Below are 14,678 nucleotides of genomic sequence, written 5' to 3' on the forward strand. Positions count from 1 at the left end.
TTACTGCGGACGTGGCATTCAGAGTCCTTGCTACCTTGCTACGGACGGGATATTCAGAGTCCTTGCTATCTGCTACGGACGAATGGTCAGAGTCTTTTATACCTACAGCAATCTAGGTAGTGAGATAATGCCAGCCCTGAAATCCTTTGTCAAGACTCTTATCACAATTATTTCATAGAAAAACGACAATTCATATCACCAGCATTAACAAGAGAAATTACATCTAAACTTAATAACTTGTTTTCACGAGCCTAGGGAACATCGCATTTCCTTTCCGAAATCCAGCAGTTACCGCAGCACTTACATCTGTGGAATTTGGCCACCATGAATTGCTTAATTGAGTTCCTGAAGCGCCGAGGCCATTTGGCGATGAGAAAGGGCTTCTTCCCTATTTGATCGCGCGGCTTGCTCATACTTACGTATCAAAGCCAAGGTACGCGATTTCAAATTATGGGACTGCCAGCCATACAGGCGTATTTTCTCATACTGCTCCAACAGTTCCTTTTGTTCTTCTACTTTTACCTGCATCTGCGCAGCGATATCTTCATAATACTTTGCCATGGCTTCATGGTCGCCCCGCATGGTAGCATTCTGGATGGCCGCACGATCCGGAGTGTCGACATGATGAGCCGCCGTCGCCACTGGACTTGCCAAAATCAGGATGCCCATTACGGATAACGCTGCAAAAACATTTTCTAAATTTGTTTTCATGATAGTAATGAACCCAAATAGAATGGAAGTGGTTTTATCCTAGCTTAGTCAACACGACGAGTATATTGGGGAAACCTTGATTTTATGCTAGGTAAAACCCTTAGAAAAATGCCAATCAAACGAATAAATCGGCGTTTACTTGAAAAAGACTTGAATAGCCAGCAGTCGTGCAACATAGCCAAGGTGCTAATTACGTATAGTTGCTCCTCAAACTAACACAGTTTCGCGAGGTTGAATTTAGTAAGAAACGCAACGAAAAGGAAGTTCAGCGGGTTGGGGTCTACTAGAATTCTGACGGCTGAAGCGACGAGAAGAGAAGACAGGGAACTCGAGGGACTGTTGCGGAGATTAAGTGCCTAGGGCGTACCGGCCGCCTCCCCGATGCCGGTTCCTCGATTTGGCTGCGTTACTTGCCATACTTGAGGTATCCCAGGAAAGCATGCAAGACATGATCATTTCCACGACTATTCTTCGATAGTCACGCTGTTTCATAGCGATCGAGCAGCCACCAGAGCGTTGTCAGCTTGCTGCCGACCAACATCACATGCAGATAATGAGATGGCCCTACTTGCACAGATTAACGAAGGTTTTTTGCTGCTCTCAGCGAAGTTGCCTATTCACTGCATCAATAAACTTTTTTGAATCGGACACATTGCCAAAAACACCACCTTCCATCTTGATAGACTTTATGGCGGCTTCGTAGTTGCCCCGATCAGTAGCTCCGGTGCAATCCTTAAGCAGCATGCACCAATAACCGTAGTCATTAGCTTCGCGCATAATGGTATGCACACAAACATCGGTGGTAACACCTGCAAGGATAATATGCGTTATGCTTAGATTTTTTAAATACATGTGCAAATTGCTGCTGCCAAAAGCACCTTTGCCCGCTTTATCCAGAATATATTCGCCTTCGACGGGATAAACATCCGGATGAATATCCCAGTTCTTCTGACCTCGAACCAGCAACCTGCCCAACCCGCCCTCCGGAATCTCACCGATACCGACGCCGTTGCCGATAATCTTGCTGCGCAATACCTTGTTGAAAGGTGCATCGGAAAGGTCCGGTTCATGCCCTTCACGGGTATGTATGACCTTTATATCGGTTCCGCGTATTGCTTCGAGACAGTTCCTGACAGGCATAAGAGCTGACGCAGTGAGGGATAGATCATAACCCATGGCGTCGACATACCCATGCCTGCCGCAAAAATCTACTTGCATATCAACGGAAAGAAACGCAGTGCGTGCGCTGTCCATTTCAACCCATGCAATGTCCCCAAACCGGGGGCAGTCCTCGACTTCAAGTTTTAAAAGTGTGCCGATCGGCTCCCCATATTGCCAAGTTGGAAATTCGAACGTTTTGGTCTCCTTAAAACGCTCAGCGGCAATCTCCGCCTTTGCCAACAGGCGATCGCGAGCTAAATTATAGAAGCCTTTATATTCTTGTAAATTATCAACGCCTAGTCCCTCATCGACCAATTTTCGTACGCCGTGGCCCATTTCAGGTTTCCTTCTTTCTATGAGTAAATGTAGTTTTACTTAAACCTAAATCCGGCCAACCGGTGGCCGGCTTGTAAATTACTTACGAATAAAATCATTTCACCGGCAATAGCCGCCAGCAACAATTCGGCTGCGCGCTAGATCTCACCCTGAATGATGAATAGTACTTGCCCAGCTGACACATGCCCGCCTTCCTTGCTGAATAGCTGCCGCACGATGCCGCTGACCGGCGCATCCACTGTAAATTCCATTTTCATCGACTCGATCACCAGAACCGGTTGTCCCACGTTGATGCGATCTCCTTCCTTTGCCAGCAGTTTCCATACCGTGCCAGTCACGTGCGCGCTCACGGCTTGTGCACCATCCGGCAAATCCAGTTCGCTCTGCGCATCCGCTTCGTCCAGCGTAATCTCGCTGATGTATTCCACTTTTCCCTCCACCGTCCAGCGGTCACGCTCGGCTTCAAATGCGGCCTGCTGCTTAGCTTTAAATGCGCTGATCGACGCAGCGTTCTGTTGCAGGAACGTGTTGTATTGCTTCAGGCTGAACGTGGTTTCTTCCATGCGCAGTTTGAAGTGTCCGGTAATGAAATCCTTGCGTAATTTGAGGAGCTCACTTTCACTTACCGGATAAAACCGGATTTGATCGAAGAAGCGTAGCAACCAAGGTTTGCCGTCCTTGAAATCAGCTGTCTGGCGATAGCGATTCCACATCTGTACAGTGCGACCGACAAATTGATAACCACCGGGGCCTTCCATCCCATATACGCATAGGTAGGCACCCCCGATCCCCACCGCGTTCTCGGGAGTCCAGGTGCGCGCGGGATTGTATTTCGTGGTAACCAGGCGATGACGGGGGTCAACGGGTGTCGCCACCGGTGCGCCCAAATACACATCCCCCAGCCCCATTACCAGATAGCTCGCCTCGAACAGGATGCGCTGCACCTCCTCGATACTGTTCAGCCCATTGATCCGGCGGATAAACTCAATATTGCTCGGGCACCATGGCGCATCGCTGCGCACCGACTGTATGTATTTCTCGATCGCCAGCTGTGTTGCTATGTCGTTCCATGACAGAGGCATATGGACAATGCGAGCCGGCACCTCTAAGTACTCAATAGGTGGCAATTTCTTTTCGGCAGCAATGAGACTATTCAACAGTTTGCTGCGCGACAACACACGCGAATCAAAATGGATTTGCAGTGAGCGAATGCCCGGCGTCAGATCGATAATGCCTTTGAAGCGGCCCGCATCGAGCGCTCCTTGCACCCACTCCATCAGCGCGTGCGCGCGGAGGCGCAGATTGAGGTCGAGTTCCGGCGGCCCATATTCGACCAATAGATTTTTGTCGCCGGACTGCCGATACTCCACCTGCACTTGTCCTGGATTTTCCGGAATGCAATGCAGTACAGGGCCATCCATTGTGCCGCTTGGCTTGGGCAATGCAGGAATAATTTTCGGCAGCCGAAGATGCCGGATAGTCGCATCCTGCAATTTTTCCAGCGCAAGGGCTTGCGCCGCTGACATCCGGTAGAAGCGCACACTATCGCCGGGCTTGAGCTGTCCCATCTTCCACAATTCGGCATGGACGATGGTGACCGGGCAGACGAACCCCCCCAGGCTAGGACCATCCGGGCCAAGTATCACTGGCATGTCGCCAGTAAAATCCACCGCACCGATAGCGTAGGCATTGTCATGGATATTGGAGGGATGTAGCCCCGCCTCACCGCCATCGCTGCGTGCCCATTGCGGCTTTGGTCCGATCAGGCGCACACCGCTACGGCTTGAGTTGTAGTGCACTCTCCAGTCAACAGCAAAAAAAATCCGAATATCCTCCTCGGTAAAAAAATCTGGCGCTCCGTGTGGACCGTACAGCACGCCAATGTCCCATTTATTGCTGTAATGAGGTATCAATGCCTCCGGCAGCACGCGGTGAGCACGGGTATCTGCCGCTACGATATGCAGCACATCGCCGGTGAGCAGAGTGCGGCCAGCGTGCCCGCCGAAATGCCCAAGCGTAAATGTAGATTTGCTGCCCAGGTAATCAGGTACCTGGAAACCCCCTTGAACCGCCAGGTAAGCACGGCAGCCGCCATCTCTGAGCTTGCCAAACTGCAGCAGCGCACCGGCTTTGATCGAATGCGATCGCCATTGCGCCAGGGGCTCACCATCCAGACGTACTTCCATGGGGGCACCGCACACTGCGATTAAGCTGTCACAGTTGAAGCGCAGCGTGGGGCCAGCCAGAGTGATCTCAAGCCCGGCTTTATCGCCGGCATTATTAACCAGACGATTGGCCAGGCGAAATGCCAATCCATCCATCGGCCCGGATGGCGGTACACCAATATTCCAGTATCCGATCCGCCCGGGATAATCCTGCACCGTGGTTTGTACGCCTGGGTTCAGCACGTCGACGGTCTGTGCAATATAATGAAAACCATTCAAAAAGTTTGTCGCATACCGTCCGCTGCGAAATGCCGTACCGCGCAGAATCTGTTTAAGATAATCCAGATTGGTTTCGATACCATGCAGCGCGGTGCCCTCCAAAGCAGCTAGCATCTTGGCGATAGCCTGATCTCGGTCTACTGCATGTACGATAATTTTTGCCAGCATTGGGTCATAGAATGGGGACACCTCAACACCACGTTCCACCCAGGTTTCGACGCGCGCAACATGCGGAAGCTCAGGCGAAAATTCGGCTGCCGTAAGCGTGCCGCAGGAAGGCTGAAATTCTTTGGCCGGATTTTCAGCATAAACGCGCACCTGAATGGACGCTCCCTGGGGCTTGATGTCGAATGAATCCAGCGGTGGCAGTTCTCCTGCAGCTTGCCGTACCATCCATTCCACCAGGTCGATCCCGGTGACTTCTTCGGTTACACCGTGCTCCACCTGCAGGCGCGTATTAACCTCAAGGAAATAGAATTCACCGCCGAATGCATCAAAAATATACTCGACTGTACCGGCAGACTGATAGTTGACTGCCTTGCCCAGCCGTACAGCTGCATCCAGCAGAGCTTGACGCAGGCGGGGAGTAAGATCGGGTGCAGGGGTTTCCTCAATCACCTTTTGGTTACGCCGCTGCATCGAACAGTCGCGTTCACCCAGCGCAACCACCCCACCTTTTCCGTCGCCGAAAATCTGCACCTCAATATGACGCGCATTTTCCACATACTTCTCTAGAAACAGGCCGGCATCCTTGAAATTATTCTGCGCCAGGTATCTCACTGATTCGTAAGCGCCACTTAACTCTTCACTGTTCCAGCACAAGCGCATGCCAATGCCGCCGCCACCCGCAGTGCTTTTCAGCATAACCGGATAACCGATACGGATAGCCTGACCCAGCGCATCCTCCATATCTTTCAGCAAGCCGGTTCCTGGCAGCAGCGGCATCTGATTCTGCAAAGCCAGTTCTCGTGCGGTATGTTTCAGTCCAAAAGCACGCATCTGTAGTGGGGTAGGTCCGATGAAACAAATGCCATGTGCAGCGCATTCCTCCGCGAAATCCGCATTCTCACTGAGAAAACCATAACCCGGATGAATGGCTTCCACACCAGCATGCCTGGCTGCTTCGAGAATCTTGTCGGTACACAGATAACTTTCCACGGCAACTCCGCTGCCTATGCAATACGCTTCGTCAGCATCCAGCACATGCCGTGACAGTGCATCGGCATCCGTGTAGACCACCACGCTTTTCACTCCGATGCGGCGTAACGTACGAATAATGCGGTGGGCAATAGCCCCGCGATTGGCAATCAATACTTTCTCAAACATGATCTATTCCCTATTTTGACTGGCTGCAGGACGAATCTTATGTCATATCATTTAAAACATCCTAACGACGAGGCTACCCAGCGTAGGGTTGCATGATCGTTTAGTTACGGGCAGTTCGAATTAACATGATTATGTATTATGTTCTTAATTCCCGATACTTGATCAACGTAGAAACCAAATACATAACTTGTCATTTTCCAAACCAATATACTCATAAATAATCTGATGGGCTGATGATCCTTGCCCATGTTGAACCACTTATAGAAGTCATCGTGTGCCAGCAATTTTGTCTCCTGATCAAGAAATCTCCTAAATCACCTGTAATCAAAAATCCAATCATCACGTCACAATCGACTATCCAGGAACGGTTCACAAAACAAGCAAGCTGCTTTTAAGATGAAAGCAAAATCCGTCCCGATACCTGCCCACGTTTGAACTTTGGAGCCCATTCCTAATATTGGACGGCACTTAGCTCAAAGGATGAGGATTTTGCCGGCCTCTCACTGCTGCATTATATTTAATCTGTTGTTCAGAATATCAGATAAAAAAATTGACAACAATAGGGAAATGCCGGACAATTTAATCGTCCTCAAATTGAATTGGCAGTTTTCGCGTTTAATTATAGTGCAGATGAATTGGCAACTTTATTAAACGAATTTCACTAAACTATATATTAATAAAGGAAAGTTATGAATCAGCTTACCTCTGGCATGGCTGCCAATTTCGATACTGTCAGTCCAATGGAAAAGCACCCCCGCGGTGCGGCAGATAACCATACTGACGCAGATGATGGATCCCCGTCTTGGGATGTTGCGCGAATCGAGGCATTGCTGGATCTGCCATTTAACGACTTGATCCATCATGCGCAATCAGTTCACCGCCAGTATCACGATGCCAACGCAGTGCAGTTGTCTACATTGATTTCCGTCAAGACCGGCGGGTGTTCGGAGGATTGTGGCTACTGTCCCCAGGCAGCGCGCTATCACACGAGTGTGGAGAATCAAGGCATGCTGTCGCTTGAGGAAGTGGTTGCTACGGCAGCAGCGGCAAAGGCACAAGGCGCTTCCCGGTTCTGTATGGGGGCGGCGTGGCGTGGACCCAAGCAGCGAGACATCGAAAAAATGACGGAAATGGTAAGCGCCGTAAAAGCATTGGGACTTGAAACCTGCACCACATTAGGCATGCTAAAACCGGGGCAAGCGGAGCAGCTTAAACAAGCCGGACTCGATTATTACAACCATAATCTTGATACGGCACCGGAATTTTACGGCGAAATCATTACCACCCGCAATTACCAGGATCGCCTGAATACTTTGGAGAAGGTTCGCGGCGCAGGTATAAACGTCTGTTGTGGCGGTATCGTGGGAATGGGGGAATCACGTCATGCCCGTGCCGGCCTGATCGCGCAACTGGCGAATCTCGATCCTTATCCCGAATCCGTTCCCATCAACCATCTGGTCCAGGTCGAAGGTACGCCGCTGTATGGTACAGCGGCCCTCGATCCGCTGGAATTCGTGCGCACCATTGCAGCAGCACGCATTACCATGCCGAAGGCAATGGTAAGGCTGTCGGCGGGCAGGCAGGAAATGTCGGATGCGGTGCAGGCACTATGTTTTCTTGCTGGTGCCAACTCGATTTTCTACGGTGACAAGTTGCTTACCACCGGCAATCCGGAAGCTGAGCGGGACAAGGCATTGCTTGAGAAGCTGGGACTCCACGCGATGTAACACACTACCCCTCTGTCTGCGCCAACTTGCGTGCCTGCCTGGTGCGCATAGGTTCCCGGCGCATAGCTGACTGGAGGTCAACCGGAAATGTCTAACGATCTCACGGTGCAATTACGCGAAGAACTCCTCAGCCGTGAAAAGAGGAAGCTATACCGTCACCGTCTAACTCTGGAGAGCCCCCAGCAAACACATGTCTCCATAGCGGGAAATAAATACCTCGCATTTTGCAGCAACGATTATCTCGGTCTTGCCAATCACCCTCAACTGATTGAGGCAGTCTGCGAGGGCGCCCGGCAATATGGAGTGGGAGCGGGTGCTTCGCATCTTATCAGCGGGCACTCGTCAGCACACCATGCGCTGGAGGAAGCGTTGGCGCGCTTCACGGGCTTTCCTCAGACATTGCTGTTCTCCACTGGCTATATGGCCAATGCCGGGATGGTTACCGCGCTGGCAGGCCGTGGCGACGCCATATTCGCCGACAAGCTCAATCACGCTTCACTCAATGATGCCGCGATGGTTTCCAACGCGAAGTTTATCCGGTATCCGCATCTCGATCTGTCGGTGCTGGAACGGCAACTCGCCATGTCGCAGGCAACACGTAAATTGGTGATAACCGATGCGGTATTTAGTATGGATGGGGATGTCGCGCCGGTTGCCGCCTTGCTGGCATTGTGCGAAAAATACGATGCATGGCTAATGCTCGACGATGCGCACGGTTTTGGTGTACTGGGTTTGCGGGGGCGGGGAACAGTCTCTCAGTTCGCTGTTGATTCCCGGCGCATCATATACATGGCAACGCTAGGCAAAGCAGCCGGCGTATTCGGCGCTTTCGTTGCTGCGGAACACGAAATTATTGAGACACTGGTTCAGCATGCACGGAGTTATATTTATACGACTGCAACGCCGCCGATGCTGTCCCATGCCTTGCTGAAAAGCCTGGAATTGATCGAAGGAGAGGAATGGCGGCGTGAGAAACTGAGACAACTTATCGCGCAGCTGAAAAATGAAATGAGATCGCTGCGCTGGCAGCTACTGCCGTCCGCCACGCCTATCCAGGCCTTGATTATTGGGGAAAATGACAAGGCATTGGAGATCAGCGCGACGTTACGCGAAAAAGGCATTCTTGTTCCGGCGATTCGCCCGCCCACGGTAGCGCCAGGCACGGCACGGCTGCGGATTTCATTGTCCGCGTCGCATGATATGGCGGATATTGTCCGGTTGGGTGCGGTGTTAAGAGAGCTGGATAACAACTCTGTCAGCCGATGAGTCTTTATGTTGAAGTTACCGGTACGGGACCTGATCTTGTTCTGCTGCATGGCTGGGCCATGCACGGCGGCATATGGAACGACGTACGCACACGGTTGGCAAAGCATTTCCGCTTGCACCTGGTGGATCTGCCGGGGCACGGATTCAGTCCAGCCTGTGAGCCCGGTACACTGGAACACGTTGTCGAAATGGTTGCGGATATCTTGCCCGCGAGCTGTATTGTTTGTGGGTGGTCGCTGGGAGGCCAGGTGGCCATTGAGCTTGCATTGCGTGAGCCGCAGCGTGTTAAGAAACTTGCCTTGATTTCAACAACCCCCTGCTTTGTCAAGCGGGAAGATTGGCAATGGGGAATGGAGGCCGCAACTTTGCAACTATTCATGCAAAATTTAAAGCGGGATTATGCCACGACCCTTAACAGGTTTCTCACGTTGCAGGTGAGCGGCAGTGATGACACCATAGCAGTGCTGACACAATTGCGTGTCAGTGTTTTGCAGCGTGATCAACCGGACGGAGCTGCGTTGCAAATGGGGTTGAAAATTCTGCTTATGAGCGACTTGCGGAAAAAAATTAGAAATATTATGCAACCAGCCGTACTGATGCATGGCGAGAATGATGTGATTATCCACCCTGATGCGGCGAAATGGATGAATCAACAACTTGGAAATTCAGAACTGGTTATGCTGCCCGGTTGCGGTCATGCGCCATTCCTGGCCTATCCCGATCAGTTTATAACCGGCATGACCAGGCTTCTCTCATAACATGGCCAATAACGTGACCTACGACCATACCATTGACAAGCGCCAGGTGCGCAATGCCTTCGGACGGGCAGCAGGAAGTTACGACCGGGCGGCGATACTGCAACGAGAGGTGTGCGACCGGATGCTGTCGCGCCTCGAATATATTAAATATACGCCCAATGTAGTTCTCGATGCTGGCAGCGGCACCGGCTACGGTACACGGAAACTGGTCATGCGCTACCCTGCTGCCAGGGTGATGGCACTCGATATTGTGCCGGCCATGCACCTTCAGGCGCGCCCCGAAGTCTCATGGTGGAAACAACTATTGTCGATTGGAGGATCTCAGCATGGGAATCGGACAAGCTATGTATGCGGCGACATGGAGCAACTGCCGCTTAAAGATTCCTGTGCGGGACTGATCTGGTCAAATCTGGCACTGCAATGGTGCAATGATGTTAAGCAGACGTTTGCCGAGGTGCACCGCGTATTGCAAACCGATGGTTTATTCATGTTCAGCACTTTCGGTCCTGATACATTAAAGGAATTGCGCCAGGCTTTCCGCGGCGCAGACGATTACAGCCACGTCAATCGCTTTACCGATATGCATGACATCGGCGACATGCTGGTACACAACGGCTTTGCCACACCTGTCATGGATATGGAATATATTACGCTGACCTACGACGATGTGATAAGTGTAATGCGGGATCTTAAGGCGATAGGTGCTCATAATGTCACTCAGGGCAGGCGGCATGGATTAACCGGAAAAACCACATGGCAAAAAGCGATAAACCATTATGAGATGGCTCGCACATCCGGAAAATTGCCTGCAACCTTTGAGGTGGTTTACGGACATGCCTGGAAACCGAAACCGCGAACGACGGCGATTGTTACGCCTGAACTCAGGCGGCAACTCGGCCTTGCATGACAGAGCGGTTCGTATGGCAAAAGGTATTTCGTTACTGGAACCGGCACGAGCGTAAGCAAGAACCTCTTCAGCTGCGCGATGCTCCATGCCTTCGCCGCAATAAAGACACGCCATCTATTCTGGCTGAAATGTACAAACTATCACTCTCGGGTAAAATGGAAAAGGGCTGGTTCCATCCAGGAGCAACCCCATCCCATACTCAATCCTTCTGAATCACCAGTAGAATTTGTCCGGCGGAGACCCGCCCGCCTTCCCTGCAAAATAACTGCCGCACAGTGCCGCTGACCGGCACATCTACCGTAAATTCCATCTTCATCGATTCCACCACTACTGCTGGACTTCCTGCGGCGACGTGCTGCCCCTCCTGGACCAGGAGCTTCCATACCACGCCAGTGACCTGCGTGCTGACAGCTTGAGTACCCGCTGGTAGATCCACCTGGCTCGGCGGAGTACTCGCATCATCCTGCGCACTTTCGCTGGTTGTATAATTTGCCTGACCCCCTGCATTCCAGCGTTCACGCTCAGCTACATATGCAGCTTTCTGCTTGGTTTTAAAGGCGTCGATTGCGGTAGCATTTTCTTTCAGGAAATTATTGTATTGTTTTAAGCTAAAACTACTTTCTTCAACACGCAAACTAAAGTTCCCGCTAACGAAATCCTTGCGCATTTGAATTAGCTCGTCCTCAGTCACGGGATAGAAGCGAACCTGATCAAAGAAGCGCAGCAGCCAGGGCTTGCCATCCTTGAAATCTTTCGTCTGATTATGACTATTCCACATTTGCACAGTGCGGCCAACGAGTTGATAACCGCCGGGGCTCTCCATGCCATATACGCACATATAAGCTCCGCCTATCCCCACGGCATTCTCCGGCGTCCAGGTGCGCGCCGGATTGTACTTAGTGGTGACCAGGCGATGTCGTGGATCTAACGGAGCCCCAAGTGGAGCGCCGAGATAGACGTCGCCTAAGCCCATTATCAAGTAGCTCGCCTCGAATACAATGCGTTTCACATCCTCAATGCTGTCCAGTCCGTTGATGCGACGAATGAACTCTATATTGTCCGGATTCCATGGCGCATCCTTCCGTACCGATTGCATATATTTCTTCATCGCCAATTGTACCGACGGATCATTCCATGACAATGGAAGATGCACAATACGCGTGGGTACCTCCATTTCCTCAATGGCAGGCAGCTCTTTTTCTGCGGAAATAAGACTCTCCAGCAGCGTGTCGCGTGGCAACAATTTCGAGTCAAAATGAATATGCAACGACCGGATTCCCGGAGTCATATCCACGATTCCTTTCAGGCGGCCTGCATCAATGGCTTGCTGGAGCCATACCATGAGAGCATGTATGCGAAAGCGGAGATTGAAATCGAGCACCAGCGGCCCATACTCAACCAACATGTTTTTGTCACCGCCTTGTCGATACAGCACTCGTGTCTGCTGAGCGCTCTCAGGAATGGTATGAAGGATTGGACTGGCCATTCCTGCAACCGCCGCTGCTGGCGGCATTTTCAATAAACGGAAATCCTGAATTATTGCATCCTGCGATATTTCAAGCGCTTGTGCCTCGGTGACCGATATCTGATGAAAACGCACATTGTCACCGGGCCTGAGTTGGCCCATTTTCCATAGCTCGGCATGAGCCAAGGTCGCCAGGCAAACAAAGCCACCCAGACTGGGACCATCCGGCCCGAGGATCACAGGCAGGTCGCCGGTAAAATCGACCGCGCCAATAGAGTAAGCCACGTCATGAATATTGGATGGGTGAAGCCCGGCTTCACCTCCATCGGTGCGGGCCCATTTTGGCTTGGGGCCGATCAAACGCACTCCTGTACGATCAGAATTATGGCTCACTTTCCAGTCGGAAGCGAAGAAATTGCTCACATCACCATCAGTAAAAAAATCCGGCGCCCCATGGGGACCATACAGTACGCCGATCTCCCAGTTATTCGTGTATTCAGGGATCAACTCCTTCGCAAGACTACGAGGTGTATGACTTTTGGCCGCCACAATATGCAGTACATCGCCCGGCCGCAAAGTGCGTCCCTCATGACCACCAAATTGGCCCAGCATGAAAGTGGATTTACTGCCAAGATAATCCGGAACCTGGAAGCCACCTTGAACTGCTAGATAGGCACGACAACCATATTTCATAATATCGCCGAACTTTAATAGCGCACCGGCTTTCACCTGATGTGACTGCCATTGCGCCAATGGCTTGCCGTCTAGACTCACCTGAATGGGCGCACCAGTCACCGCGATCACGCTGTCGCAATTGATGCGCAGGGTGGGGCCGCCAAATGTGATCTCCATCGCAGCCTGCCCTTCCATGTTATCAACCAGACGGTTGGCCAACCGGAACGCAAGACTATCCATCGGACCAGACGGGGGCACACCGATATTCCAGTACCCCAACCGGCCAGGAAAATCCTGTATCGTGGTTTGTATGCTAGGAGGATCAAGCACATCAATAGTATGTGCAATATTTATATTCGTATCCGGCATTTTCTCAAACATATTTTTCCCCTTTTTTGGCAGAGTCTCCCGCCAGGTTAAGGCAGCTTATCCTGCCAGTCTATTCAGATGTCATTTAACGGCACACTGTTTCGCGTGTCGTCCAGATTAATCCCAAACCAATAATCGGATCGGAGTGGGATTGTAGGCATTGCATGGATTGTTCAGTTGCGGACAGTTGGAAATAAGTACCACAACATCCATCTCGGCCTTCATCTCAACGTACTTGCCAGGCGCGGAAACACCATCCGCAAAATCCAGTCCGCCGTCTTCCGATACAGGTACATTCATAAAGAAATTGATGTTGCTGGGAATATCGCGCTTACTCATGCCGAGACTTTCGCAAATAGGATCGTGCGCCAGCGCATGAAGGAAGCTGTCGCGACAACTGTGCATTGGATATTTGTCGAGCGCGTAGCGCACGGTATTGCTCTCCGCAGCGCAGGCCCCGCCCACGGTGTCATGCCGTCCGCATGTATCGGCAACTATAGTGAGCATGGTATTGCCGAAATTGGAATATAATTTACTACCCGTGGTCAGGTATAATTTATTCTGGCGGCGAACCGTATCGGTTGCGCTGTAGCGCTCCATTGCATCGCTGGCACTATAGAAGAGGGTATCCACCGCCTGATTACCCTCCAGATCGACGATACGGAATACCTGGTCTTTCTTGACCACTTTGACCCATGGATCGCCCGCCGCGCAAATTTCGTCCATCACGGCCAGGTCGGGATTTAATTTGCTTTCAACAAGATTTTGCGCACTCATGCTGCACCTCCACAAGCATATAAACGTTGGGTATTTTGTAGACCGCGAGCATTCTCGGCGATGCGTGTACATTCCGATGGTCCCCAGCGATGATCGCCAGGAGCCTTAGAGGACGTCGCAAAAGCGGTCAGACTTATTGCTCCGGGATGGTAAGTTTCCGCCGGATCGAGAGGATGAGGGGCGGTGGACAGCACTACCAATGTATCCATCTCGAAACTCAAGTCCACATAATCGCCCGCCTTGCTGCTACCGGCATGAAATTCCAGTTCTCCGGATGAATTAGCAGTGACCTTGCTGAAAAAATTAATATTGGATACCACGTCGCGCCTACCCAGCCCCCACTTTCCCAGTTCAATCAGCATGCCATCAAGTCCACTACGGAACATGCCATTACGAAGCTCCTGGTACCGCCCGATACCATATTTCTGGCGTATCAAGTCGGCATCGCTCATGCCGCATACAGTGTCATGCCAGCCTGCGGTATCTTCGCTGATACAGCAGAAAATGCGTCCCATATCGGAATGGCAGGCATGGCCTTTAGTCAGGCGGAATGTATGCTGCGTCTTCAGCGTATCAGCCATGTTGTAGCGCTCCAATTTTTCTTCCATATTGTAAAAGAGCACTGCAGCATTCGCCCCGCCTGCCACATCCACCAGGCGGAGTGTCGTACCCCGGCGCACGATGCCAGACCAGTGGCAACCACCAGGGATGCTTTCTTTCCATAAACATGCGTTGGGTTGGTTCATATTCATTCTC

General features: G+C 51.4%; 10 protein-coding genes. 4 read left to right on the forward strand and 6 right to left on the reverse strand.

Annotation, left to right across the window (positions count from 1 at the left end; translation table 11 throughout):
- Positions 1-333: 333 nt before the first annotated feature.
- The 3 genes from BLR00_RS13335 to uca all read right to left on the reverse strand — a co-directional run bounded on the left by BLR00_RS13335 (position 334) and on the right by uca (position 5,978).
- A complete protein-coding gene (locus BLR00_RS13335) occupies positions 334-711 on the reverse strand; it encodes a hypothetical protein (RefSeq protein WP_074633490.1) in 378 nt (125 codons plus the stop codon).
- A 600-nt stretch (positions 712-1,311) separates the two neighbouring features.
- Positions 1,312-2,208 (reverse strand): cysteine hydrolase family protein, encoded by an 897-nt coding sequence (locus BLR00_RS13340; RefSeq protein WP_218124333.1) that lies wholly within the window; start codon positions 2,206-2,208, stop codon positions 1,312-1,314.
- Between the two features lie 137 nt (positions 2,209-2,345).
- Positions 2,346-5,978 carry an urea carboxylase gene (gene uca, locus BLR00_RS13345; protein ID WP_074633493.1) on the reverse strand — a complete coding sequence of 1,211 codons (3,633 nt, stop codon included), beginning with the start codon at positions 5,976-5,978 and terminating at the stop codon, positions 2,346-2,348.
- 740 nt (positions 5,979-6,718) lie between these two features.
- Between uca and bioB the strand changes: the two genes are divergently transcribed.
- The 4 genes from bioB to bioC all read left to right on the forward strand — a co-directional run bounded on the left by bioB (position 6,719) and on the right by bioC (position 10,636).
- A complete protein-coding gene (gene bioB / locus BLR00_RS13355) occupies positions 6,719-7,705 on the forward strand; it encodes a biotin synthase BioB (RefSeq protein WP_074634321.1) in 987 nt (328 codons plus the stop codon).
- A gap of 87 nt (positions 7,706-7,792) precedes the next feature.
- Positions 7,793-8,971 (forward strand): 8-amino-7-oxononanoate synthase, encoded by a 1,179-nt coding sequence (bioF, locus tag BLR00_RS13360; RefSeq protein WP_074633498.1) that lies wholly within the window; start codon positions 7,793-7,795, stop codon positions 8,969-8,971.
- The gene (gene bioH / locus BLR00_RS13365; protein WP_074633501.1) at positions 8,968-9,729 is read left to right on the forward strand and encodes a pimeloyl-ACP methyl ester esterase BioH; all 762 of its coding nucleotides are present in this window, start codon (positions 8,968-8,970) and stop codon (positions 9,727-9,729) included. Before bioF ends, bioH begins: the two co-directional genes overlap by 4 nt.
- Before the next feature lies 1 nt (position 9,730).
- Positions 9,731-10,636: a malonyl-ACP O-methyltransferase BioC gene (gene bioC, locus BLR00_RS13370; RefSeq protein WP_074633503.1), complete on the forward strand. Its 906-nt coding sequence runs from the start codon at positions 9,731-9,733 to the stop codon at positions 10,634-10,636.
- 199 nt (positions 10,637-10,835) lie between these two features.
- On the opposite strand, the gene BLR00_RS13375 is transcribed toward bioC, so the two are convergent.
- The 3 genes from BLR00_RS13375 to BLR00_RS13385 form a co-directional block, all read right to left on the reverse strand.
- Positions 10,836-13,178 carry a 5-oxoprolinase/urea amidolyase family protein gene (locus tag BLR00_RS13375; RefSeq protein WP_371130407.1) on the reverse strand — a complete coding sequence of 781 codons (2,343 nt, stop codon included), beginning with the start codon at positions 13,176-13,178 and terminating at the stop codon, positions 10,836-10,838.
- An 84-nt stretch (positions 13,179-13,262) separates the two neighbouring features.
- Entirely contained in the window at positions 13,263-13,922 is a 660-nt protein-coding gene (locus tag BLR00_RS13380; RefSeq protein WP_074633508.1) for an urea amidolyase associated protein UAAP2, read from the reverse strand.
- Positions 13,919-14,668 carry an urea amidolyase associated protein UAAP1 gene (locus BLR00_RS13385; RefSeq protein ID WP_074633511.1) on the reverse strand — a complete coding sequence of 250 codons (750 nt, stop codon included), beginning with the start codon at positions 14,666-14,668 and terminating at the stop codon, positions 13,919-13,921. Before BLR00_RS13385 ends, BLR00_RS13380 begins: the two co-directional genes overlap by 4 nt.
- Between the last annotated feature and the right edge of the window lie 10 nt (positions 14,669-14,678).

The organism is Nitrosospira multiformis (genome assembly GCF_900103165.1).
GTDB classification, from domain to species: Bacteria; Pseudomonadota; Gammaproteobacteria; order Burkholderiales; family Nitrosomonadaceae; genus Nitrosospira; species Nitrosospira multiformis_D.